Below are 21,994 nucleotides of genomic sequence, written 5' to 3'. Positions count from 1 at the left end.
GTACGCGAGGCGTTCCACCCCGGGCCGGCCGGGCGATCATGGTGTGCAACGCGTACGAAATGGTGGTGTGGTGGGATGCTCAGGTGCCCGACCGCCTCCCGTGGTACGGAATGACAGGCGGCCTGACCAGCAAGGATGGGGAAGCGGAAGATGGACAAGCAGCAGGAGTTCGTGCTCCGGACGTTGGAGGAGCGCGACATCCGGTTCGTAAGGCTGTGGTTCACGGACGTGCTGGGCTTCCTCAAGTCCGTCGCCGTGGCCCCGGCCGAGCTGGAACAGGCCTTCGACGAGGGCATCGGCTTCGACGGCTCCGCGATCGAGGGCTTCGCCCGGGTCTACGAGTCCGACATGATCGCCAAGCCGGACCCGTCGACCTTCCAGATCCTGCCCTGGCGCGCCGAGGCCCCGGGCACGGCCCGGATGTTCTGCGACATCCTCATGCCGGACGGCTCCCCGTCCTTCGCCGACCCGCGCTACGTGCTCAAGCGCTCCCTGGCCCGCGCCTCCGACCTGGGCTTCACGTTCTACACGCACCCGGAGATCGAGTTCTTCCTGCTGAAGGACCGGCCGCTGGACGGCAGCCGCCCGACGCCCGCCGACAACTCCGGCTACTTCGACCACACCCCGACCAACGTCGGCATGGACTTCCGTCGCCAGGCGATCACCATGCTGGAGTCGATGGGCATCTCGGTCGAGTTCTCCCACCACGAGGGCGCGCCCGGCCAGCAGGAGATCGACCTGCGCTACGCCGACGCGCTCTCCACGGCCGACAACGTCATGACGTTCCGCCTGGTCATGAAGCAGGTGGCGCTGGAGCAGGGTGTCCAGGCGACGTTCATGCCGAAGCCCTTCTCCGAGCACCCGGGCAGCGGCATGCACACCCACCTCTCCCTCTTCGAGGGCGACCGCAACGCCTTCTACGAGTCGGGCTCGGAGTACCAGCTGTCCAAGGTGGGCCGCTCCTTCATCGCGGGCCTGCTGCGGCACGCGGCGGAGATCTCCGCCGTCACCAACCAGTGGGTCAACTCCTACAAGCGCATCTGGGGCGGCGCGGAGCGCACGGCGGGCGCGGGCGGCGAGGCCCCGTCGTACATCTGCTGGGGCCACAACAACCGCTCGGCGCTGGTCCGCGTCCCGATGTACAAGCCCGGCAAGACGGGCTCGGCACGGGTGGAGGTCCGCTCCCTCGACTCCGGCGCGAACCCCTACCTGTCCTACGCCGTCCTGCTCGCCGCCGGCCTGAAGGGCATCGAGGAGGGCTACGAGCTCCCGCCGGGCGCCGAGGACGACGTCTGGGCCCTCTCCGACGCGGAGCGCCGCGCGATGGGCATCGAGCCGCTCCCGCAGAACCTGGGCGAGGCCCTGACCCTGATGGAACGCAGCGACCTCGTCGCCGAGACGCTCGGCGAGCACGTCTTCGACTTCTTCCTGCGCAACAAGCGGCAGGAGTGGGAGGAGTACCGCTCGGAGGTCACGGCGTTCGAGCTGCGCAAGAACCTTCCGGCGCTGTAAGGGCAGGTCAGAGCACGTTTCCCGCTGGTTCAGCGGACGGGGCCGACGGTCGTGGACCCTCGGCTCCGTGGTGTCTCACTGGTCCTGGGCCGTCCGTGGGCCGTCGGGGGCTGGATCGGTGTCCTCGTACAGGCCGTCCACGGCCTTTCCGGGCCCGCGCGTCGCTGCTCGGCGTCGGGTGCGTGTACACGCGGAGCGTGAACCCCGGATCGCTGTGGCCGAGGTAGGCACTCAATGCCTTCACGTTCTCGCCGGCGTCCCGCAGGACGGACGCGTAGAAGTGACTGAGGGCGTGCATGCCGTGTTCGCGGGCGGCCTGGTGGCGCTCTCCGGGCTTTGGCGCGGGGATGATCCCAGCAGCCACGAGAGCAGGCTTCCACGCGCGGTCGTTGAAGTCGGTACGCCGAACCGTGCCTTCGCCGTCGAGACGGGTGAACAGTAGCCGCTTTGTGACAGGCGGAGACGTGCGCCACACGGTCCGGCAAGGGGACGTCGCGCATCTTGGCACGCTTCGGTGGGGCGAACACGAGACCGTCCTTCACGCTTCTCCGGGCGACCGTGCGCGGCGCGATGTCCGAACATCCGCTTCTCCTCGTGTGGCTGTGGTGTCTGCATGCGGGTCATTGCGAGGTAGCGGCCCTCGCTGGTGCGGCCCGACTCGATCACGACACCCCGGGCGGCAAGCGTGGGCTGGAGGCGCTTGGGCCGGTCGGAGAGGACCTTGCCCGTCGTCGGCCACCCCTTGGGATGATCCGCTGGTCGCCGCCCGGCTCGATGGTCTCGGCGTGCTTGAGGACAGTCTGCGCGAGCAAGTACCCCTCGATCACGTCGTCGTTGAGGTCATCGAGGCTGCGCCGGTACGGGGACGGCGAGGCCGTGCGGCGCCGGCCGGGCCGGGGAGGGCTCCTTCACGGCAAGGGCCCGGACGGCGCCCGGGAGAGCGGTCACAGCTCCGGTGCCGGCAAGGAGGTAGCGGGCGTAGGGCATGGTCGACTTGATGTCGACGCCGGGCCGCACCGCGTTGTGCGACGACATCGCGCCCCGGTAGATCCAGTGTTCCCCGCGCGTCGTCTTCACGACCCGCGTGGTGGGCAGGGCGGTGCGGGCCCAGTCGACGGCTGCCGCGTCGTCCAGGTCCACCACGATCAGCCCGGCGGCGCCGGGATGGTAGGCGACGCAGACGGCTCGCCGCCACGCGGTCGTCCACGCCGAGAGGTGAGAACGGCCGGGTCGGTGATGGTGGCGGCCCACGCGTGGCAGACGCCGGGGCAGCGAAAAGGGCCCGCGCTCTTCATGTTCGGTCGGCCGCCGCACCGTTGCCCGCGCACTGCGGGCAGTTGCCGAACGGCGCCTTTCCCGCTCGCAGGGGCAGCACCGGCGTACCTCTCCGGCGATAGTTCATCTGGTCGAGGAGCGTCCGTTGTGGCGGGCCGCGCTGGCCAAGTATTGGGACGAGCATCCGGAACCGGGCAACGTAGCTCACCCGAACTTGTTGCGCTTGAACGTCGCGGTGCAAGGTGACTCGCCTGCCCGTAACTCCGCCCCTGAATCAGGGCAGGCCGGGCAAGGCCCCGGGAGGCGCGAATCTCATATCCGGCTAATCTGGAAGAAAGGCGCCCCAAATAGCAGGACACTCCTCGGCTTGAGGCAAGGCCGTTCCCCTTGAGGGGTTGAGCGCAGCGAGCGCGACTGTCGGCGAAGCCACAAGTGCCCTCGGCGGGACCGGTCCTGGGGGGCATGCGTAGTGAAATCTCCGGGGCGAACCCATTGGCTCACACGGGCCCAGATCGCCAGGAAGGCCGAGACATGGCAACACAACAGCAGTTGTTCGTCGACTGGACGAAACGCAACGACGCGAAGACCGAGGCCATCGGAACCCTGGGCGGCCATAAGGTGACGCTCACCGGGGTCGAATTCGATGCCGACGTGACGGATCTCGTCCTTCACCTGGGATCGCTCGCCTCCACCCTGGTGTTCCAGAATCTTCCGATGGGCACGGAGGTCACCAAGCTCAGCGGCGACGATGATTTCCGGGTCGAGGGCAACACGGTCACCGGCGAGGCGTACCAACCACCCCCAGGGTCGACCGAGCCCACTGATTCCGACGGCAGCGTTCGCCTGCGCGGACCCACTTTCCGCTCGATCGAGTTCACCCTGAAGCCGAGGTTCGAAGGCGGCTCACTGCACGATGGCGTACACCTCCAGATCGGCGGGAAGGTAAACGCGCTTCAGTTCGTCGACTGGACGAGACGCAACGACGCGAAGACCCAGGCCACCGGAAAGCTGAACGGCCATAAGGTGACGCTCACCGGGTCGCGCACCGTGACGACGGAACCACCACCCCTGGGCACCGCTATCCTCAACGGGGTCGAATTCGATGCCGACGTGACGGATCTCGTCCTTCACCTGGGATCGCTCGCCTCCACCCTGGTGTTCCAGAATCTTCCGATGGGCACGGAGGTCACCGAGCTCAGTGGGGACGCTGAGTTCAGGGTCGAAGAAGGCAACACGGTCATCGGCGAGGCGTACCAACCACCCCCAGGGTCGCCCGAGCCCACTGATTCCGACGGCAGCGTCCGCCTCCGCCAACCCATGCCTTTCCGCTCGATCGAGTTCACCCTGAAGCCGAGGTTCGAAGGCGGCTCACTGCACGACGGCGTACACCTCCAGATCGGCGCGACGCCTACCGCCTGAGCTAGAACATCGAGCAGCGGACGTACGACCGCGTCATGGCTGACGGCAGAGAGGAACTGAGCCGTCGAAGGGCGGCCCCGGGGCGACCAACAACCACCATCAATCGGCCGCTCACGCGCTGATCCCGCCAGCGGGGCCGACGGTCACGGACCGTCGGCCCCCGAGGTGTCCGGCGTCCGTCACTGCACCCGCAGCGACCACTTCGTCATGGGTCCCCACTTCAGCTCCGGCCTTTCGACCGCGAGCACACCGGTCACCTCGGGTACGACGACCACATCGTCGAACCGGTGGTCACGCCCCGCGAGCACGCGGACGCACCGACCCTTCTCGTTGTAGACACCCAGCCGCCCGCCGGAGTCGCCGAACTCCGCGGCGATCCGGGTCCCCGGCACCGGACACCGGAAGAACCGTGAGGCGCCGCCCTTGGCCTTCGGCGGCAGCGGCGCCATGGACATGGCGTCCAGGAACCGGATCTTCCACCGCCCGGACATCTTCCACCCCCGCATGATCCGCACCGAGTCGCACTGCCCGGGCTCGAGGAGGATGTGCGCCCCCTCCCGTCCGCTCCCCGACCGGCCGGCGTACGTCTCCGTGTACCGTCCCCGGGGCTCGGTCACGCCGACGACCTCGAAGCCACTCGCGCTGCCGATCCAGCCCCACGCCTCGATCACCACAGGCCGCTCGCGCAGTTCCTTCGGCACCTCGATGACCCGAGACGCGTAACCCGAGAAGTAGTTCCCGGCGCCTGACCCGCCCAGCATTGCGCCCCCTCACGCCACATCGGGAGTGGGATGTTACGGCAGCAGGTTCGACAGTAACGTCATCCGTCCGGACGGTGGCACCCACGGAGGCAGGAGTACACGTGGCAGAGATCCGCGGCATCGAGGCCGTCGTCTTCGACGTCCTCGGAACCCTGGTCGACGAACCCCGCGGGCTTCGAGCAGCGATACGCGAGGCAACGCCCGCGTCCGACGACGCCGTCGTCGACGGACGCGTCATCGCGTGGCAGCAGCACGTCGAGCGCCAACAGCAGCGCATCCGCCAGGGTTCCCGTCCGTACGCGAACAGCGCGGTCCTCGACGCCGAGGCCGCTCGGCACGTCGCCGAGCGGGCCGGGATCGCCGATCCGGCCGTCATCGCCCGGCTGGCGACAGCGAGTCGGCGGCTGCCCCCGTGGGACGACTCCGTCGACGCTCTCGGACGGCTCGCGCGGCGGTTCCGCGTGCTCGGGCTCTCCAACGCCGGCCGGACCGCGCTGCTGCACCTCAGCGCCCATGCCGGGCTGCGCTGGCACCAAGCCTTGTCCGCCGAGGAGGTCCGGGCCTACAAGCCGGCGCCGGAGGTCTATCGGCTCGCCGTCGATGCCGTCGGCTGCCCACCGGAACGGGTGCTCATGGTGGCCGCCCACGCCTGGGATCTCCGCGGAGCGCAGGCGGTCGGCATGCGGACCGCCCATGTGCGGCGACCGGTCGGTGATCCGCCTACGGGGGCCGACACCTTCGACTGGCGCTTCCGCGAACTGGGCGAACTGGTCGACATGCTGACGGACGGTCACGAAGCGTCGGACTGACAGTGGCTGAGTGACAGGGGGGAGACCGGGAGATCCGGTCATGGCAGAGCGCGTGCTTCCGGAGCGGGTGGCACCGGCCGGGCGCATCGCCGACGACGCCGGGTTCGAGAAGAGCCGTATCCCCGAGGTGGGCCGGCTGCTCAGGACGGCGGCCGCCGCGAAACCCGGCGGCGACGTCGCCGAGAGCGGCACCGGGTCGGGCGTGGGAACCGCCTGACTGCACCGCGGGGGCCCACTGCCCGGCTGGTCACCGTGGAGCGGGACGAGGAACTGACCCGGCGGACCGCGGGGGTCTTCGCGGACGACGAACGCGTCAGCGTGCTGACCGAGGGCTGGCGGCTGCTCGAGGCACACGCCCCGTTCGACGTCTTCTTCTGCGACGGGGGCGGGAAGCGGGACGCTCCCGAGCGGGTCGTCGAGTTGCTCGCTCCCGGCGGGATCCTCGACGACTTCATGCCGTCGACCGCGTGGCCACCGGGGTCCGAGGGTGCGGTGGGCGAGCTGCGCCTGTTCCACCTCGGCCATCCGGCCCTGGAGGCCACCGAAGTCCCCACGACGCCCTCCAGTCCGGCGGTTGCCGCGGCCCGCCGGGGCTGACCGTACGCACGGAGCGGCAGCTCGCGGGTTCATCACCCGCGGGCTGCCGCTCCTGTCAGCGGGCCGGTGACGGTGTCAGTGGTGCACCGCTTCGGCCTCCTGCTGCGGGACATGGCTCGCCACGATCCGCTCATGCCCGCCGGCCGGCACCGCGCGCCGGTCGACCGCGTAGGCCAGCGCCGCCACGCCCAGGCCGAGGACGGCCAGGGCCGCGCCGGCCAGGGCCGGGGAGGTGACGGAGAAGCCCGCGGCCAGGGCGAGGCCGCCGATCCAGGCGCCGCCGGCGTTGGCCAGGTTGAAGGCGGCCTGGTTGGCCGAGGAGGCCAGGGAGGGGGCCGAGGAGGCCTTCTCCATGACCATCAGCTGAAGCGGGGAGCCGGTGGCGAAGGCGGCCATGCCGAGCAGGATCACGGCGACGGCGGCGGTGATCTCCGTGCGCATCAGGAGCGGGAACAGCGCCAGGACCGCCACCAGCGAGGTCAGGCCGCCGAACAGTGTGCTCCGCAGGGAGTGGTCGGCCAGGCGGCCGCCCAGCAGGTTGCCGGCGGTCGCGCCGACGCCGAACAGGGCCAGCAGCAGGGTCACGCTGGCGTCGGCGTAGCCGGCGGCGTCCGTGAGCATCGGCGTGATGTAGCTGTACGCCGCGAAGAGGGCACCGAAGCCCGCGACGGTGGTACCGAGCGACAGCCAGACCGGGACGGAGCGCAGGGCGGCGAGTTCGCCGCGCAGGCCCTTCGCGGTGGCGTGCTCGTGGTCGTGCGGGATGAGGAACGCGAGCGCGGCGATCGCCGCCAGGCCGATGGCGCTGACGCCGAGGAAGGTCGCCCTCCAGCCCAGGTGCTGCCCCATGAGGGTCGCGACCGGCACGCCCGCGACGTTCGCGACCGTCAGGCCGAGGAACATCAGCGAGACCGAGCGCGCCTTGCGTTCGGGGGCGACCATGTTCGTGGCGACGACGGCGCCGACGCCGAAGAAGGCGCCGTGCGGCAGACCGCTCAGGAAGCGGGCCGCCAGCAGCCAGCCGTTGTCGGGTGCGAGGGCCGACAGGGCGTTGCCGGCGACGAACAGCCCCATCAGCCCGATCAGGACCGTGCGGCGGGACATCCTGGCGGTGACCGCGGCCAGCAGCGGGGCGCCGATGACGACGCCCAGCGCGTACGCCGACACCAGGTGGCCGGCGCTGGGGATCGAGATCTGCAGGTCGTCCGCGACATCGGGCAGCAGCCCCATCATCACGAACTCGGTGGTACCGATGCCGAAGGCGCCCACGGCGAGGGCGAGCAGGGCCAGGGGCATGAAGAACCTCTCGAGACTTGCTTGGGGATTCGTACTTCGTATGTTCAAGTACGGAACAAAGTCTCGCAGGCCAACTATTCCGTGAGGTCGCCGGGACGTGAAAGCGGGGTTGCCGAACCCCGCCCACACGTCCCTGACCAGCGGTTTCCCTCAGCCGCCTGTGGTGACCCTCACACGTGCCGCGATGGGCAGATGGTCACTGCCCGTCCTCGGAAGGGTCCACGAGCTCTCCGGCTTCAGCCCCTTGACCATGATCTGGTCGATGCGCGCCATCGGGAAGGAGGCGGGCCAGCTGAACCCGAAGCCGTTGCCCGCCGCGCCCTGCGTGGAGCGCATCTGGGCGGTGACGGCGTTGAGCGCACGGTCGTTCATCGTGCCGTTCAGGTCGCCGAGCAGGACGACGTTCCTCAGCGGTTCGCGGGCGATGGCCTCACCCAGGAAGTCGGCGCTCCGGTCGCGCTGCCGGGCCGTGAACCCGGCCTCCATCTTCACGCGCACCGACGGCAGGTGGGCGACGTAGACCGCGACCTGCCCGGCCGGAGCGGTCACGGTGGCGCGCATCGCCCGGGTCCAGCCCATGTCCAGGTCGACGCCCCGTACGCCGGTCAGCGGGTACTTGCTCCACACGCCGACCGTGCCCTGCACCGAGTGGTACCGGTACGTCGACGCCAGGGCCTTCTCGTACGTGGGGACCGCTTCCTCCGTCAGCTCCTCCAGGGCCAGCACGTCCGCGCCGGAGGCGGCCACGTCCCGGGCGGTGCCCGCCGGGTCCGGGTTGTCGGCGTTGACGTTGTGCGTGGCCACGGTGAGATCGCCGCCGGCGGCGGTCTTGTCGCTGAGCTGGCCGCCGAAGAGGTTCAGCCAGACGACCGACGGCAGCAGGACCGCGATCAGGGCGGTCGCCGACCTGCGGACCAGGGCCAGCACGAGGAGCACCGGGACGAGGAGGCCCAGCCAGGGCAGGAACGTCTCGGTGAGACTGCCCAGGTTGCCGACCGCGTTCGGGATGTGCGAGTGCAGCACCATGATCACGGCCAGCAGCACCGCGCACGCGGCCACGAGAATCCCGCGCCGCCAGATCCGCGGGTCGCCCCGCCGGCCGCCGAGCAGCCGGTCGAACAGGCGCCGAAGCCGGTTTCCCCTGGGCTCGAGCCCCGAGCCGCCGTCGTCCGTCTCCGTCATGTACGCCTGCTGCGCCATACCGTCGCCTCACTGCCTGCCGTGCACACCATCGCCCCCGTGCCTTTACGACCCTAGGGGATGATCCGTTCCGTTCCCGCCGTCCCTCGACGGCCGTACGGGGGCGATGACGTCCGAGCCGGCGCCACGAGTTCCGGTCGCGCGTGAGTAAGCGCCCTCTGTGACGAAACGCGCACACTCACCTGGACCGGCGCGGCTCGGAACTGACGGGACGTAGACCTTCGAGGACGGTGCCGGCGATCCGCGCCGCGAGGTCGTCGGGGAGCGGACGAACAGGTCGTGCGACGGCCCGGGGCGGGGCCGGGCGGAACTCACAGGGGCTCCCCTAGCCGTCGATGGCACGAGGTGCCACCATGGACGTGGTCCGGGGACGCCGTCAGGGCGCCTCGAGATGACGTGTTAGGAGCCGTGCCATGACGCAGCTTCCGGCTGCCCAGACTGCTCAGCAGAAGCCCTCCGACGGCGGCAGGGCGCTGTACGGCGGCAAGGGCACCCGCCGTATCACCGTGCGTGACATCGCCGCCGCCAAGGAACGCGGCGAGAAGTGGCCCATGCTCACCGCGTACGACGCGATGACCGCGTCCGTGTTCGACGAGGCCGGGATCCCGGTCATGCTCGTCGGCGACTCGGCGGGCAACTGCCACCTCGGGTACGAGACGACCGTGCCCGTCACCCTCGACGAGATGACCATGCTGTCGGCGGCCGTCGTACGGGGCACCTCGCGTGCCCTGATCGTCGGTGACCTGCCCTTCGGCTCCTACCAGGAGGGTCCGGTGCAGGCGCTGCGCTCGGCGACCCGGCTGGTGAAGGAGGCGGGCGTGCAGGCCGTGAAGCTGGAGGGGGGCGAGCGGTCGCACGAGCAGATCCGGCTGCTCGTCGAGTCCGGCATCCCGGTCATGGCGCACATCGGGCTGACCCCGCAGTCCGTCAACGCGATGGGCTACCGCGTGCAGGGTCGGGGCGAGGAGGCGGCCCAGCAGCTGCTGCGCGACGCGAAGGCCGTGCAGGACGCGGGTGCGTTCGCCGTGGTGCTGGAACTGGTGCCGGCGGAGCTGGCGGCCGAGGTGACGCGGGTGCTGCACATTCCGACCGTGGGGATCGGGGCAGGCCCCGAGACGGACGCGCAGGTGCTGGTCTGGACAGACATGCTCGGTCTGACCGGCGGGCGGGTGCCGAAGTTCGTGAAGCAGTACGCGAATCTGCGTGAGGTCATGGGGAACGCGGTGAAGGCCTTCGCCGACGAGGTTGTCGGCGGAACGTTCCCGCAGGAGGAGCACTCGGTGCACTGAGCCATTGCCGCACCATCCCGGACGGCCCGCCGATCTTCCCCCGTCGGCGGGCCGTCGCCCTTTCTTGCGCCTAAGCCGGCGCCGCTCTCGCGGAGGTGGTTCTCGCCGTCGTGGTTGCTCAATTGATGGTTGCGGTGCTCGTCAATTGATGGTTGCGGTGGTCGTCGGCGGGATGTCCGGGGCTTGTCGGTGGCTTGTCGGTGATTTGTCGGTGGGCCCTGAGACCGTCTGCCACATGACGCGAATCGACACACGAACCGGCGGCGCCGCTGTCACCGTGCGGGGGCTGGTGAAGCACTACGGGGAGACCAAGGCGCTGGACGGGGTCGACCTGGACGTGCGGGAGGGCACCGTGATGGGGGTGCTCGGGCCGAACGGGGCCGGGAAGACCACCCTGGTGCGGATCCTGTCCACCCTGCTGAAGGCCGACTCGGGACAGGCGGCCGTGGCCGGGTACGACGTCGCACGGCAGCCGCGGCAGCTGCGGCGGGTGATAGGGCTCACCGGGCAGTACGCCTCCGTCGACGAGAAGCTGCCCGGCTGGGAGAACCTGTACATGATCGGGCGGCTGCTCGACCTGCCCCGCAAGGAGGCACGTGCGCGTGCGGACGAGCTGCTGGAGCGGTTCTCGCTGACGGAGGCCGCGAAGCGACCCGCCGCCACGTACTCCGGCGGTATGCGGCGGCGGCTCGACCTGGCCGCCTCGATGATCGGCCGGCCGGCCGTCCTCTTCCTCGACGAGCCGACCACCGGGCTCGACCCCCGTACCCGCAACGAGGTGTGGGACGAGGTCAAGGCCATGGTCGGGGACGGCGTGACCGTGCTGCTGACCACGCAGTACATGGAGGAGGCCGAGCAGCTCGCCTCGGAGCTGACCGTCGTGGACCGGGGCAGGGTCGTCGCTGACGGGCGGATCGACGAACTCAAGGCCAAGGTCGGCGGGCGGACGCTGCGGATCCGGCCGGCCGAGGCCACGCAGCTGCGGCCGCTGGCCGGGCACCTCGACGATCTCGGCCTCACCGGGCTCGCGTCCACCACGGTGGACACCGACACCGGCACCCTCCTCGTACCGATCCTCAGCGACGAGCAACTGACGGCCGTCGTGGGCGCCCTCACCGCCCGTGGCGTCACGCTCGCCGCCATCACCACCGAACTGCCCAGCCTGGACGAGGTGTTCCTGTCCCTCACCGGCCACCGGGCCAGTACCCCGCAGGACACCGTGCCCGCCCAGGACCGCGAGGAGGTCGCCGTATGAGCGCCACCACCCTTTCCACCCCCGCCGCCACCGACGACGCCCGCATCTCGCTGCGCGGGCACCTGCGGCACACCGGCGCGCTCGTCCGCCGCAACCTGCTGTGGATCCGTCAGGACCCGGAGTCGATGGCCGACGCGCTGCTGATGCCGGTCATCTTCACCCTGCTGTTCGTGTTCGTGTTCGGCGGCTCGATCGGGCAGGCGCTGGGCGGCGGCCAGGACCAGTACGTGCAGTACGTGATCCCCGGCATGATCGCGATGATGAGCATGACGCTGTCCCAGGGCGTCGGCACCGGCTTCAGCCAGGACTTCAACTCCGGTGTCATGGACCGTTTCCGGTCCCTGCCGATCGGGCGCGGTTCGGTGCTGTTCGCGAAGATCTCGGTGGAGCTGCTGCGGATGCTGTTCGCGACCGCCGTGCTGATGATCGTCTCCGTGGCAGTCGGTTTCGACATCACCAACTGGCCCGGGCTGTTCGCGACCGTGGCCCTGTCCACCGCGTTCGCCTCGTCGATCATGTGGGTGTTCATCACCCTGGGTGTGATCATGAAGAGCGCGCAGTCCGTGCAGGCGATGGGTTTCCTGGTGCTGTTCCCGCTCCAGTTCGGCTCGTCGATCTTCGCGCCGACGACGTCGATGCCGGGCTGGCTGCAGGCGTTCACCGACTACAACCCGCTGTCGACGCTGGCGGACGCGGCGCGCGGTCTGATGGTGGGCGGGCCGGTCGCGCACGACCTGTGGGTGACGCTCGGCTGGTCGGTGGCGATCACGGCGGTGATGGCGCCCGTCGCGATCCACAAGTTCCGGACCAAGAGCTGACGGGCGCCGCCGGTGCGCGTCACACGAGGGCGACGGCCTCCTCGAGGGAGAGGCCGGCGCCCTCCGCGCACGCGGCCTCGTACTCATCCGCTCCGAGCGCCGCCCGCGCCCGCTCGACGGCCTGGCGGTGGACCTCCCGCTCGAAGCCCACCGTGACACGGGTCGGCGGCAGCATCGCGTCGGCGGCGCCGATGCACCGGGCGGCGTCCCGGGCCCGGCGTCCGCCGTCGACGCGGGCGAGGGACATCGCGGCGATGACCAGGTACGCGGAGCGCATGTGCGGGGCGATGACCTCGGACAAGGGGTCTTCGGCCCTCTCCAGCGCCTGCCGGATCTTGTCCAGGCCCTCCTGGTGGCGGCCGTCGAGCGCGTCCAGCCAGGCCTCCGCGCTGAGGATGAACGCGTCGAAGACGACGAAGTGGGCGATCTGGAAGTCCTCGCGCAGCAGCCGCAGTTGTTCCCGCGCCTCGGCGGTCCGGCCGGTCATGCCGAGCCAGCCGGCGAGGAAGTGCCGGGCGGCGGGCATGGCGCCGCTGCCCGGGCTGTGCTGTTGCGCGATCACGTCCCGCAGCATTCGCTCGCCCCGCTCGGGCTCGCCCGCCTGCAGCAGGACAGCACCCAGGCGGGCGGCGAGCACCGCCTGATGGGCGCGGGCTCCGAGGCGTTCGGCGTGTTCGATCGCCGCCTCGTAGTCGGCGGCGGCGAGGACGTACTCGCCCCTGTGCTCGCGGGCCTCGCCGCGCGCGGAGAGCGCCTCGGCGGTGCCCCAGATGTCGCCGAGACGCCGGTAGATCGCCAGCGACTCGTCGGCGTCACGGGTCGCGTCGCCCGCCCAGTCGGTGCGGTTCGCCATCAGGTTGGCACGCAGTTGCAGGCAGAAGGCGAGCTCCCAGTCGTATCCGGGCGTCTTGCGGCAGGTCTCGACCGAGGCGTCGGCGATGCCGCGCAGCCGTTCGATGCCGCCGGTCAGCATCACGGCGTAGAACCAGAAGATGCCGGGGCTGCGGCAGGTCTGCGGCAGCCCGGGCTCGTACGCCTCGGTGATGATCCGCAGCTTGCGCTGCGCCCGCGGGTTCTGCCAGGCGTCCAGCTCCGTGTCCATGCAGGCGACGTGGGCGAGGTGGACGCCACGCCGAGCCTCCCAGAGGGTCTCGCCGGTCATCGGCGGCGCCGCGGTGCACCGCTCCCACACGGGGGCGGCGCGGCGGACCGGCTCGGCGAAGGGGTCGGGGCCGAGGGACATGACCTCGCGGCACCAGTTGCGGGCCTCGATGCGCAGGTCACGCATCTGCCAGTAGCGGGCCAGCGAGAGCACCAGGCACAGCGCCTCCTGCTCGTCACGGCCGGCGACGGCGTGGCGCAGGGCGGTGCGCAGGTTCTCGTACTCGAGCTCCAGCCGCCGGACGGCGGTGAGCTGATCGGGGCCGCGCAGCAACGGGTCGGTGGTGCGGGCGAGTTCGCGGTAGTACGTCAGGTGCGCGCGCTCGGCGTCCGCCCGCTGCCCGGCCTCGTCGAGCCGCTCGCCCGCGTACTCGGCGACGGTCTCCAGGAGCCGGTAGCGCATCCCGCCGGCACCGGACGGGCCTGCCACGACCAGGGACCTGTCGACGAGCGAGCCGAGCGCCTCCAGGGCGACGGGGCCGCACACGGCCTCGGCGGCGGCGAGGTCACACCCGCCGGCGAAGACCGACAGGCGGCGCAGGACGTCGCGTTCGTCGTCGTCGAGCAGGTCCCAGGACCAGTCGACGACCGCGCGCAGGGTCTGCTGGCGGGGCAGGACGGTGCGGTTGCCGGAGGTGAGGAGGCGGAATCGGTCATCGAGCCGGTCGGCGATCTGGCGGGGTGTCAGCATGCGGAGGCGGGCGGCGGCGAGCTCGATGGCGAGGGGCAGGCCGTCCAGCCGCCGGCAGATCTCGGCACAGGCCGCCGCGGTCTCTTCGTCGGCGTCGGTCCGGAAGTCGGGGCGGGCGGCCGCGCCCCGGTCGGCGAGCAGCCGCAGCGCCTGCGGTTCGGGCAGCGGTTCCACCGGGCGCAGCGATTCCCCCGGTACGCCGAGGGGTTCGCGGCTGGTGGCGAGGACGGTCAGGCCCGGGCAGCGGGCGAGCAGTTCCTCGGCGAGCCGGGCCGCCGCGTCGACCACATGCTCGCAGTTGTCGAGGATGAGCAGGATGCGGCTTCTGCCGAAGTGCTCGACGAGGCGTTCGAAGGGGTCGTCGTGACGGTGGTCGGCGGCGGCCCGCATCTCCTCGGCGCCGGCGCCGTACAGCACGGTCTCGCGGGCACCGACGGCGGTCAGCACGGCCTCCGGTACGGCGGCGGGGTCCTCGACCGGGGCGAGTTCGGCCAGCCAGACGCCGTCCGGCATGGAGGGACGCACGGCCTCGGCGGCCTCCTGCGACAGCCGTGTCTTGCCGGACCCACCGGGTCCGAGCAGCGTCACGAGCCGGGCGGTGGCGAGATCGCCCCGGATGGTCTCGATGTCGGCCTCGCGGCCGATGAAGGAGGTGAGCCGGGCGCGGAGATTGCCGACGGGCGGTGCCCCGCTGCCGCGGGCGGGCACAGGGCTGTCGCCCGGTCTCAGCAACTCCGCGTGCAGTAAGCGCAGTTCCGGCCCGGGGTCGGTGCCGAGCCGGTCGGCGAGCAGCCGCCGGACGTCCTCGTAGGCGTCCAGTGCCTCCGCGGTGCGTCCGGCGTCGCGCAGGGCGCGCAGACGGAGAGTCTGAAGGGGTTCGTCCAGGGGGTGGCTGTCGCACAGGGCGGTCAGCTCGGGAACGGACTGCTCGGCCCGGCCCAGGGCGAGGGCGGCGCCGTGGCGGGCGCGCAGCACGTCCAGGCGGCGGGTGTCCCAGCGGGCTGCCTCGGCGGTGCGGTCGGGGAGGTCGGCGAGGGCCGGTCCGCGCCACAGCGCGAGGGCGTCGTCGAGCACCACGGCGGCCTTGGCGGGGTCGCCGTCGGCCAGGGCCCGCACCCCTTCATCGGCCAGCCGCTCGAACCGGTGCACGTCGATGTCGTCGGGCACGGCCGTGAGCCGGTACCCGCCCTCCGCCGAGGCCACGGCGTCCGCCCCGAGCGCCCGCCGCAACCGCCCGACAAGCGCCTGCAGCGCGCCCGGCGCGTCGGCGGGCGGCTCCCCGCCCCACACCTCGTCGACGAGCATCCCCGCGGGCACGGTACGACCGGCCCGCAGAGCCAGCACGGTCAGCAGCGCACGCAGCCGCGCCCCGCCCACCGGGACGACCGTGCCGTCGGTGCGGAGTGCCTGTGTGGTGCCGAGGATGCGATAGCGCACGGGGTCCATTGTCTCCGGTGATACGAGGCCGGGGCACGGCAGTTGACGGCGCGGCGGGGTTCACGGGGTGGAGCAGGCGTGCTCGGGTCTCCGGAAGCGCCGGACGCGGCCGGACCGCTCCGACGACAGCGTTCACGCACGCCGGCCACTCCGCCGGGCCGGCCGCCCCGGGCTGCCCGCCGGAACGGCAGCCGTGCTCAGGCCCTCCAGCAGCACCGTCAGGTCCGCCTCCGGGAGTCCCTTCGTCTCCGCGCCTGGTTCGCTGCCCTGCCGCGTGATGCCCCGGGCCTCGCGGACGGCGTGGGAGAGCCTCGAATCCGTGTGCGGTACCTCCAGGGTCACCACCACGCCCGCCTCCCTCCAGCACCGTCCCCGGTCCGCTGCACCGCCGTCGGCGAACCACTCGGGGCATCGGTCCACCAGCCGCATCCGGCGTTTCCCCGCCACCGGGTACCAGGTCCGTGAACCCGGGACGCTCTGGTCGTAGGCCTGGGTCAGCACCTGGACGGCCCGCACCCGCCCGACGGTCTCGGGCCAGACCGCGCCGTGCCGTTCGACGGAGAGCAGGCCGACGGAACGGAACCAGTCGCCCGGCTTCGGGCGTCGGTCCTCCTCGTCGTCGAGGTCCGCCCCCACGGCGAGGGTGAGTCCCGTCTCCTCGCGCAGCAGGCGGACGCCGCCCGCCTCCTCCACCTGCCCGGCGACCTCGGTGAGCTGGTCGTGCCAGCCACCGCCGAACGCCTGGTCCGCGTCCTCGAGCAGCAGGGGCCAGCTCACCTCGTCCCCCACCCCGAACGGGGTGCCGCAGCACTCCATCTGCCAGTCCTCGTAGATCACGTGCCAGAGCCCCATGCCCCCACCCTCCCGGAACCGGCCGCCCCGCGCGAGACGTTTTCCCCCTGCGCCCGGTACCGTCGGGCCGTCCCGTTCCGTCCCCGTCGCGTGTCCGAGAGTGCAGGGAGTTCCATGACCACCGCCACCAGCCGCCACAGCGAGCGGCGGATCAGTCCCGTGTTCATCGGGATCCTGGCCGTGACGGCGGTCACCGGGTGGGCGACCTGGACCGGGTTCGCGGAGCAGCCCGGGGTCGCCGTGTTCCTCTTCGTGACGGCGGCCTGGATCGTCTCGCTCTGCCTGCACGAGTACGCGCACGCGCGCACCGCCCTGCACAGCGGGGACATCTCGGTGGGGGCGAAGGGGTACCTGACCCTGAACCCGCTGAAGTACACGCACGCGCTGCTCAGCATCGTGCTGCCGGTGCTCTTCGTGATCATGGGTGGGATCGGCCTGCCCGGCGGCGCGGTGTTCATCGAGCACGGGCGGATCCGGGGCCGCTGGAAGCACAGCCTGATCTCGGCCGCGGGTCCGCTGACGAACGTGCTGTTCGCGGTCGTCTGCACGGCGCCGTTCTGGCTGGACACCCTGGACGGGGTGCCGTCCGACTTCCGCTTCGCCCTGGCGTTCCTCGCCCTGCTCCAGGTGTCGGCCGCGCTGCTGAACTTCCTGCCTATACCAGGCCTGGACGGCTACGGCGTGATCGAGCCCTGGCTGTCGTACAAGATCCGGCGGCAGGTGGAGCCGTTCGCGCCGTTCGGCCTGCTGTTCGTGTTCGCGCTGCTGTGGCTGCCGGCGGTGAACGGCGTGTTCTTCGACGTGATCGACGCGATCCTGAAGTCGCTCGGGATCAGCGACTTCGACACCTACTGCGGTCAGGGGCTGTACCGCTTCTGGCAGGGCTCGGACGAGTTCTGCTCGGCAGCCCCCTGACGGGTCAGCCCGTGACCGACTTCCGGGCCCTGCCGCGCTTGACGTAGTACCAGGTCATGTTGGACGACAGTCCGGCGAGCAGCACCCAGACGATCCCCAGCCAGCTGCCCTGCACGAAGGAGACCACGGCCGCGGTCACGGACAGGACGCAGACGATCAGGGCATAGACGGCGAGGCGGGGCATTTCGGTCGACTCCTGTCGGGGGACACTGCTGGCACTGCTTGTGCCGTCCAGTGTCCCCCATCCGCGTCACCGGCTCACACGTCGGTCACGCGGAGCCCCGCGTGCGCCTTGTACCGGCGGTTCACCGAGATCAGGTTCGCCACCAGCGACTCCACCTGGTGGGCGTTGCGCAGCCGCCCGGCGAAGATGCCGCGCATGCCGGGGATGCGCCCGGCGAGGGCCTGGACGATCTCGACGTCGGCGCGGACCTCGCCGAGCACCATCACGTCCGTGTCGATCTCGTCGATCTCCGGGTCCTGGAGCAGCACGGCCGACAGGTGGTGGAAGGCGGCCGTGACCCGGGAGTCCGGCAGCAGGGCGGCGGCCTGCTCGGCGGCGCTGCCCTCCTCCGGCTTCAGCGCGTAGGCGCCCTTCTTGTCGAAGCCGAGCGGATTGACGCAGTCGACGACGAGCTTGCCCGCCAGTTCCTCGCGCAGGGACTCGAGGGTCTTGCCGTGGCCGTCCCACGGCACCGCGACGATCACGATGTCGCTGCGGCGCGCCGTCTCGGCGTTGCCCGCGCCCTCGACACCGTGTCCGAGCTCCTCCGCGGCGGCCTGAGCGCGCTCGGCCGCCCGCGAGCCGATGATCACCTTCTGGCCGGCCTTGGCGAGCCGGTAGGCGAGGCCCTTGCCCTGCGGCCCGGTCCCGCCGAGCACCCCGACGACGAGTCCGGAGACGTCGGGCAGGTCCCAGGGGTCCTTGGCGGGGGCCTTCTGGGCGTTGTCGGTGGCAGCACTGTCGGTAGAGGTCATGGCCCCGACTCTACGGCCGCTTGGAACCCGCTGGATTCCGACTGCCGTTCGACAGCGGTACGGATGACCGGTCACTCTGCCCGAGCCGGGCGAATGCGGGGTGAATTCCGCCTCACGGGTGACCGGCCGGGGCAGGATGCGGTCGCATGGACGCGGTACGGGTGGCGCTGTTGAGGGAAGTGCTCGCCGGGACGGAGTGGCTGGGGTCCACGCGGCGGTTCGCCGGCGCGCTGCGGGGGTCGGTGGTGTCGCACGGGGGCGGTCTGCTGCTCGTCGGCACGCCGGCGTTCGAGCCGTGGCACCTGGCGGCACACCTGGTGGACGAGGCCGCGTGGTCGGGCACGCCGGAGCTGGCCCCGACGCTGGTACGGCATGACGCGCGCCCTTCGGATCCGGCGCACCTGGCGGTCGGTCTCGGCCGGCTCGAGGCGGCGCGGCGGGGTGAGACGCTGCTGGTGGTGTCCCCGGAGGGACCGGCCGCGCCGCTCCTTGAACGGGTGTCCGACGCCCGGCGCGCCGGGGCGACGGTGCTCTCTCTCGGCCCCGGGGAGGGGGAGCTGCCGGCGTTGGCCCACGAGTGTCTGGCCGTTCCCGACGGCTCGGAGCTGGACCTGGACACGGTGCAGCATCTGGTCAGCGCGGCGGCCGGGGAGAATTCCCTGCCGGCTCCCCGTGGCCGGCGCCGCTTTCGGGACAGGGTGCGGAGACTGGCGGAACACCTGACGGCCCCACCGCCCGCGCGCTGGTAGGGCCGGTTTCGTACCCGTGCGGCCGCGTGAACGTCACGGCCGCACGGGTACGCCTACTCCTCGTTCCGACCGCCCGCCGGGGCGTCGTGCCACTTGGGGTCGTTCTCCCACTGGAGGTTGCGTTCGCGGGCGGTCTCCATCGCGTGTTCGGCCTCGGTACGGCTCGCGTACGGGCCGAAGCGGTCCTTGTTGGGGCATTCCGGCCCCTCCTCGACCTTCTTGTGCTCCAGGCAGTAGTACCACTCACCCGGCTTGCCGACCGTGCGCTTCTTGAACAGGGCCATGACCAGCTCCTCTCGCCATCGACATGTTCCCCCGTGGCCGCTGGTTAGACTCGCTGGCATGTCTGGCCAGTCGCTGCTCGTCCCCGGGGAACTGTCCCCCACCCGTTCCGTGCCCGGAAACATCCGTCGCCCCGAGTACGTCGGCAAGCCCGCGCCGACGCCGTACACCGGACCGGAGGTGCAGACGCCCGAGACGATCGAGGCGATGCGGGTCGCCGGCCGGATCGCCGCCCGGGCGATGGCGGAGGCCGCGAAGCTGATCGCGCCCGGCGTGACCACGGACGAGCTGGACAAGGTGGCGCACGAGTACATGTGCGACCACGGCGCCTACCCCTCGACGCTCGGCTACCGGGGCTTCCCGAAGTCGCTGTGCACGTCGGTCAACGAGGTCATCTGCCACGGCATCCCGGACTCGACGGTCCTGCGCGACGGAGACATCGTCAACCTCGACGTCACGGCGTACATCGGCGGCGTACACGGCGACAACAACGCCACCTACCTCGTCGGTGACGTCGACGAGGAGTCGCGGCTGCTGGTGGAGCGGACCCGGGAGTCCCTCAACCGGGCGATCAAGGCGGTCAGGCCGGGCCGGCAGATCAACATCATCGGCCGGGTCATCGAGTCGTACGCCAAGCGGTTCGGCTACGGCGTGGTGCGGGACTTCACGGGCCACGGCATCAACTCGTCGTTCCACTCGGGCCTGATCATCCCGCACTACGACAGCCCGCACGCCACGACCGTCATCCAGCCCGGGATGACGTTCACGATCGAGCCGATGCTGACGCTCGGGACGCACGAGTACGACATGTGGGACGACGGCTGGACGGTCGTGACGAAGGACCGCAGGCGGACCGCCCAGTTCGAGCACACGCTGGTGGTGACGGACACGGGGGCCGAGATCCTCACCCTTCCGTAGCGCCACGGTCACCCCGCCCACGGCCCGCTCTCCTCGGAGGGCGGGCCTTCCCCATGGCGCCCCGCCCTGCACCGGAGTAGCGTTTTACCGACACAACGTCGGTAAGCAGGGGAAGTGGGCCATGGAATCCTTCTCGACCCTCCTTCGGACCGCTTCCCGTGAGCAGCACCAGGAGATCAGGGGCTCGGCGTTCATGAGCGATCTGCTGGCGCACAGACTGGGGGTCGACGCGTTCGCGCGCTACACGGAGCAGCTGTGGTTCGTGTACGCGGCGCTGGAGTCCGGCACGGAGCGCCTGGCGGCGGACCCGGTGGCCGGCCCCTTCGTCCGCCCTGAGCTGTTCCGCATGACCTCGCTGGAGCGGGACCTGGAGCACCTGCGCGGGCCGGACTGGCGCTCGGGCATCAGCGCAGTGCCCGCCACGCTGGAGTACGCGCGCCGGATCACCGAGTGCGCCCGCACCTGGCCGGCCGGCTACGTCGCCCACCACTACACCCGCTACCTCGGCGACCTCTCCGGTGGGCAGATCATCCGCGACACCGCCAAGAAGGCGTGGGGTTTCCCGAGGAAGGGCGACGGGGTCAGGTTCTACGTCTTCGAGCAGATCCCCAACCCGGCCGCCTACAAGCGCAGTTACCACGAACGGCTGGACGCGGTGCCCGGCGACGAGCTGGAGCGGCAGCGGATCGTGGCCGAGTGCGAGCGGGCGTACGCGCTGAACAACGCGGTGTTCCGCGCGCTGGGCGAGGAGTTCCCGCTGTCGGCCTGAGCCGGGGCCCCGCCCCGTGGTTCAGCGTTCGAGGTGGACCCGGCCACCCACCTCGGTCCATCCGCCCGGCTGCGGCGCGGTGAGGATCTGGGAGCCCGCCCCCTGGGTGATGTTGAGGGCCCGGCCCAGCCGGTCGGTGAGCAGCAGGGCCGCCGCCCCGGTCGCCTCGTCCTCGTCGATCCCGTCGCCGCGTCCGGGGAACGCCCGGGCCCGCACCCGCCCGGCGGGCTCGTCCTCCCAGGCCCAGGCGTACACCCACTCCCCCGGCGGCGGCACGTCCAGATCGTCGACCTCGGCGGCACTGCCGAACTGCCGCAGGGTCCGCGGCGGCACCCACTCCGCCCGCGCCTCGATCCAGCAGAACTCCCCGTCCTGCCGCGCCCCGACCTCGCCGGCCGGCGTGACCAGCTCGGGCACGTCGAGCAGCCACGCCGTCCCGACACAGGGATGCCCGGCGAAGGGCAGCCGCAGGGTCGGCGTGTAGATGTCGATCACGCCCCGCTCGGGGTCGTCGACGAACACGGTCTCGCTGAACCCGAGCTTGGCGGCGAACGCCTGTCGCTCGCTCCGCTCGGGCAGCACCGAACCGTCGCGAACGACCCCGAGTTCGTTGCCGTATCCGCCGTTGGGCCCGCAGAAGACGCGCAGCACGTCATAGTCCGTCACTGGGGCATTCAAGCATCGCCCGGGCGGCCGGTGCGTCGCAGGCCGGTCGGTGTAGGTCGCTCAAGGATCCGACGGGCCTCGGACATTCGCCGGCCGACGACAACTCCGGCCCCCGACAGCCGAGCCCCTCCCCCAAGCTCTCGGCTTCGCTCGAGCAGGGGGGACCCCCATCGCCCCAGCGGCACGACTGCCCGCAGCTAGGCGGATCGGCGGCCCGCCCCCGCACCCGCAGCCGCCGTCGCACGGAAGGGGACGTGTCGGGGGGTGTCCGCCCGCAGCTGGTTGGCGCGTCAACGGACCGTCAATCGGTCTCCGACCCCATCGCGCCGTTCCGAGGACGGACAC

General features: G+C 71.2%; 19 protein-coding genes and 3 pseudogenes. 11 read left to right on the top strand and 11 right to left on the bottom strand.

Going from position 1 to position 21,994, the window contains the following annotated elements:
• Positions 1-150: 150 nt before the first annotated feature.
• Positions 151-1,512: a type I glutamate--ammonia ligase gene (glnA, locus tag IE97_RS0134130; RefSeq protein WP_030249586.1), complete on the top strand. Its 1,362-nt coding sequence runs from the start codon at positions 151-153 to the stop codon at positions 1,510-1,512.
• Positions 1,513-2,091: 579 nt separating this feature from the next.
• Here the strand turns inward: glnA and IE97_RS43250 are convergent.
• Positions 2,092-2,372 (bottom strand): annotated as a pseudogene (locus IE97_RS43250) (ATP-binding protein); the annotation flags it as partial.
• 1 nt (position 2,373) lies between these two features.
• Positions 2,374-2,914, bottom strand: a pseudogene (locus IE97_RS38895) (bifunctional DNA primase/polymerase); the annotation flags it as partial.
• A 404-nt stretch (positions 2,915-3,318) separates the two neighbouring features.
• Between IE97_RS38895 and IE97_RS0134120 the strand changes: the two are divergent.
• Positions 3,319-4,206: a hypothetical protein gene (locus tag IE97_RS0134120; RefSeq protein WP_158708380.1), complete on the top strand. Its 888-nt coding sequence runs from the start codon at positions 3,319-3,321 to the stop codon at positions 4,204-4,206.
• 179 nt (positions 4,207-4,385) lie between these two features.
• Here the strand turns inward: IE97_RS0134120 and IE97_RS0134115 are convergent, their stop codons facing one another.
• Positions 4,386-4,967 carry a hypothetical protein gene (locus IE97_RS0134115; RefSeq protein WP_030249579.1) on the bottom strand — a complete coding sequence of 194 codons (582 nt, stop codon included), beginning with the start codon at positions 4,965-4,967 and terminating at the stop codon, positions 4,386-4,388.
• A gap of 101 nt (positions 4,968-5,068) precedes the next feature.
• Between IE97_RS0134115 and IE97_RS0134110 the strand changes: the two genes are divergently transcribed.
• Together IE97_RS0134110 and IE97_RS38890 are read left to right on the top strand one after the other, a co-directional pair.
• Entirely contained in the window at positions 5,069-5,776 is a 708-nt protein-coding gene (locus tag IE97_RS0134110; protein ID WP_030249574.1) for a haloacid dehalogenase type II, read from the top strand.
• Positions 5,777-5,816: 40 nt separating this feature from the next.
• Positions 5,817-6,373 (top strand): annotated as a pseudogene (locus IE97_RS38890) (O-methyltransferase).
• Positions 6,374-6,448: 75 nt separating this feature from the next.
• Here IE97_RS38890 and IE97_RS0134100 read toward each other — a convergent pair.
• Entirely contained in the window at positions 6,449-7,669 is a 1,221-nt protein-coding gene (locus tag IE97_RS0134100) for an MFS transporter (protein WP_030249570.1), read from the bottom strand.
• A 150-nt stretch (positions 7,670-7,819) separates the two neighbouring features.
• Positions 7,820-8,869 (bottom strand): endonuclease/exonuclease/phosphatase family protein, encoded by a 1,050-nt coding sequence (locus IE97_RS0134095; RefSeq protein WP_030249565.1) that lies wholly within the window; start codon positions 8,867-8,869, stop codon positions 7,820-7,822.
• A 413-nt stretch (positions 8,870-9,282) separates the two neighbouring features.
• Here IE97_RS0134095 and panB point away from each other — a divergent pair, with 413 nt between their 5' ends.
• The 3 genes from panB (at position 9,283) to IE97_RS0134080 (ending at position 12,231) form a co-directional block, all read left to right on the top strand.
• Positions 9,283-10,158 carry a 3-methyl-2-oxobutanoate hydroxymethyltransferase gene (gene panB / locus IE97_RS0134090; protein ID WP_030249561.1) on the top strand — a complete coding sequence of 292 codons (876 nt, stop codon included), beginning with the start codon at positions 9,283-9,285 and terminating at the stop codon, positions 10,156-10,158.
• A gap of 235 nt (positions 10,159-10,393) precedes the next feature.
• Entirely contained in the window at positions 10,394-11,413 is a 1,020-nt protein-coding gene (locus IE97_RS0134085) for an ATP-binding cassette domain-containing protein (RefSeq protein WP_030249557.1), read from the top strand.
• Positions 11,410-12,231, top strand: coding sequence for an ABC transporter permease (locus IE97_RS0134080; protein WP_030249553.1), 822 nt, complete (start codon positions 11,410-11,412; stop codon positions 12,229-12,231). The genes IE97_RS0134085 and IE97_RS0134080 overlap by 4 nt, the downstream gene beginning before the upstream one ends.
• A 19-nt stretch (positions 12,232-12,250) precedes the next feature.
• Here IE97_RS0134080 and IE97_RS0134075 read toward each other — a convergent pair whose 3' ends face one another.
• On the bottom strand, positions 12,251-15,529 hold the full coding sequence (locus IE97_RS0134075) for a BTAD domain-containing putative transcriptional regulator (RefSeq protein ID WP_030249549.1): 3,279 nt from the start codon (positions 15,527-15,529) through the stop codon (positions 12,251-12,253).
• 123 nt (positions 15,530-15,652) lie between these two features.
• On the bottom strand, positions 15,653-16,372 hold the full coding sequence (locus IE97_RS0134070; protein WP_051705227.1) for a DUF6578 domain-containing protein: 720 nt from the start codon (positions 16,370-16,372) through the stop codon (positions 15,653-15,655).
• A 114-nt stretch (positions 16,373-16,486) separates the two neighbouring features.
• On the opposite strand from IE97_RS0134070, the gene IE97_RS0134065 reads away from it, so the two are divergent.
• Positions 16,487-17,287, top strand: a complete 801-nt coding sequence (locus tag IE97_RS0134065) for a site-2 protease family protein (protein WP_030249542.1) — start codon at positions 16,487-16,489, stop codon at positions 17,285-17,287.
• Positions 17,288-17,291: 4 nt separating this feature from the next.
• Here IE97_RS0134065 and IE97_RS0134060 read toward each other — a convergent pair whose 3' ends face one another.
• Both IE97_RS0134060 and npdG read right to left on the bottom strand, forming a co-directional pair.
• Positions 17,292-17,471 carry a hypothetical protein gene (locus IE97_RS0134060; protein WP_030249538.1) on the bottom strand — a complete coding sequence of 60 codons (180 nt, stop codon included), beginning with the start codon at positions 17,469-17,471 and terminating at the stop codon, positions 17,292-17,294.
• Between the two features lie 74 nt (positions 17,472-17,545).
• Positions 17,546-18,265, bottom strand: a complete 720-nt coding sequence (gene npdG, locus IE97_RS0134055; RefSeq protein WP_030249535.1) for an NADPH-dependent F420 reductase — start codon at positions 18,263-18,265, stop codon at positions 17,546-17,548.
• A 146-nt stretch (positions 18,266-18,411) separates the two neighbouring features.
• On the opposite strand from npdG, the gene IE97_RS0134050 reads away from it, so the two are divergent.
• Complete coding sequence (locus IE97_RS0134050) at positions 18,412-19,014, top strand: hypothetical protein (RefSeq protein ID WP_030249532.1); 603 nt, start codon at positions 18,412-18,414, stop codon at positions 19,012-19,014.
• Positions 19,015-19,067: 53 nt separating this feature from the next.
• Here the strand turns inward: IE97_RS0134050 and IE97_RS0134045 are convergent, their stop codons facing one another.
• Complete coding sequence (locus tag IE97_RS0134045; protein ID WP_030249528.1) at positions 19,068-19,298, bottom strand: hypothetical protein; 231 nt, start codon at positions 19,296-19,298, stop codon at positions 19,068-19,070.
• Positions 19,299-19,356: 58 nt separating this feature from the next.
• On the opposite strand from IE97_RS0134045, the gene map reads away from it, so the two are divergent.
• Together map and IE97_RS0134035 are read left to right on the top strand one after the other, a co-directional pair.
• Positions 19,357-20,214, top strand: coding sequence for a type I methionyl aminopeptidase (gene map, locus IE97_RS0134040; RefSeq protein WP_030249523.1), 858 nt, complete (start codon positions 19,357-19,359; stop codon positions 20,212-20,214).
• A 121-nt stretch (positions 20,215-20,335) separates the two neighbouring features.
• Positions 20,336-20,983, top strand: a complete 648-nt coding sequence (locus IE97_RS0134035) for a heme oxygenase (biliverdin-producing) (protein WP_030249518.1) — start codon at positions 20,336-20,338, stop codon at positions 20,981-20,983.
• A 21-nt stretch (positions 20,984-21,004) separates the two neighbouring features.
• On the opposite strand, the gene IE97_RS0134030 is transcribed toward IE97_RS0134035, so the two are convergent.
• A complete protein-coding gene (locus IE97_RS0134030; protein ID WP_030249515.1) occupies positions 21,005-21,649 on the bottom strand; it encodes a PhzF family phenazine biosynthesis protein in 645 nt (214 codons plus the stop codon).
• Positions 21,650-21,994: the final 345 nt, after the last annotated feature.

Origin of the sequence: Streptomyces sp. NRRL S-455 (assembly GCF_000717875.1) — a bacterium.
Lineage (GTDB): Bacteria > Actinomycetota > Actinomycetes > Streptomycetales > Streptomycetaceae > Streptomyces.
Note: the sequence above shows the minus strand (reverse complement) of the source record. Positions and strands in the feature narration are given on the sequence as shown.

Coding starts and splice junctions, on each gene's coding strand:
- IE97_RS0134075 (WP_030249549.1), bottom strand. CDS start 15,529: ATGGACCCCGTGCGCTATCGCATCCTCGGCACCACACAGGCACTCCGC.
- IE97_RS0134050 (WP_030249532.1), top strand. CDS start 18,412: ATGGACGCGGTACGGGTGGCGCTGTTGAGGGAAGTGCTCGCCGGGACG.
- IE97_RS0134060 (WP_030249538.1), bottom strand. CDS start 17,471: ATGCCCCGCCTCGCCGTCTATGCCCTGATCGTCTGCGTCCTGTCCGTG.
- IE97_RS0134115 (WP_030249579.1), bottom strand. CDS start 4,967: ATGCTGGGCGGGTCAGGCGCCGGGAACTACTTCTCGGGTTACGCGTCT.
- IE97_RS0134065 (WP_030249542.1), top strand. CDS start 16,487: ATGACCACCGCCACCAGCCGCCACAGCGAGCGGCGGATCAGTCCCGTG.
- IE97_RS0134120 (WP_158708380.1), top strand. CDS start 3,319: ATGGCAACACAACAGCAGTTGTTCGTCGACTGGACGAAACGCAACGAC.
- IE97_RS0134095 (WP_030249565.1), bottom strand. CDS start 8,869: ATGGCGCAGCAGGCGTACATGACGGAGACGGACGACGGCGGCTCGGGG.
- IE97_RS0134070 (WP_051705227.1), bottom strand. CDS start 16,372: ATGGGGCTCTGGCACGTGATCTACGAGGACTGGCAGATGGAGTGCTGC.
- IE97_RS0134085 (WP_030249557.1), top strand. CDS start 10,394: ATGACGCGAATCGACACACGAACCGGCGGCGCCGCTGTCACCGTGCGG.
- npdG (WP_030249535.1), bottom strand. CDS start 18,265: ATGACCTCTACCGACAGTGCTGCCACCGACAACGCCCAGAAGGCCCCC.
- IE97_RS0134035 (WP_030249518.1), top strand. CDS start 20,336: ATGGAATCCTTCTCGACCCTCCTTCGGACCGCTTCCCGTGAGCAGCAC.
- IE97_RS0134080 (WP_030249553.1), top strand. CDS start 11,410: ATGAGCGCCACCACCCTTTCCACCCCCGCCGCCACCGACGACGCCCGC.
- IE97_RS0134045 (WP_030249528.1), bottom strand. CDS start 19,298: ATGGCCCTGTTCAAGAAGCGCACGGTCGGCAAGCCGGGTGAGTGGTAC.
- IE97_RS0134100 (WP_030249570.1), bottom strand. CDS start 7,669: ATGCCCCTGGCCCTGCTCGCCCTCGCCGTGGGCGCCTTCGGCATCGGT.
- glnA (WP_030249586.1), top strand. CDS start 151: ATGGACAAGCAGCAGGAGTTCGTGCTCCGGACGTTGGAGGAGCGCGAC.
- map (WP_030249523.1), top strand. CDS start 19,357: ATGTCTGGCCAGTCGCTGCTCGTCCCCGGGGAACTGTCCCCCACCCGT.
- panB (WP_030249561.1), top strand. CDS start 9,283: ATGACGCAGCTTCCGGCTGCCCAGACTGCTCAGCAGAAGCCCTCCGAC.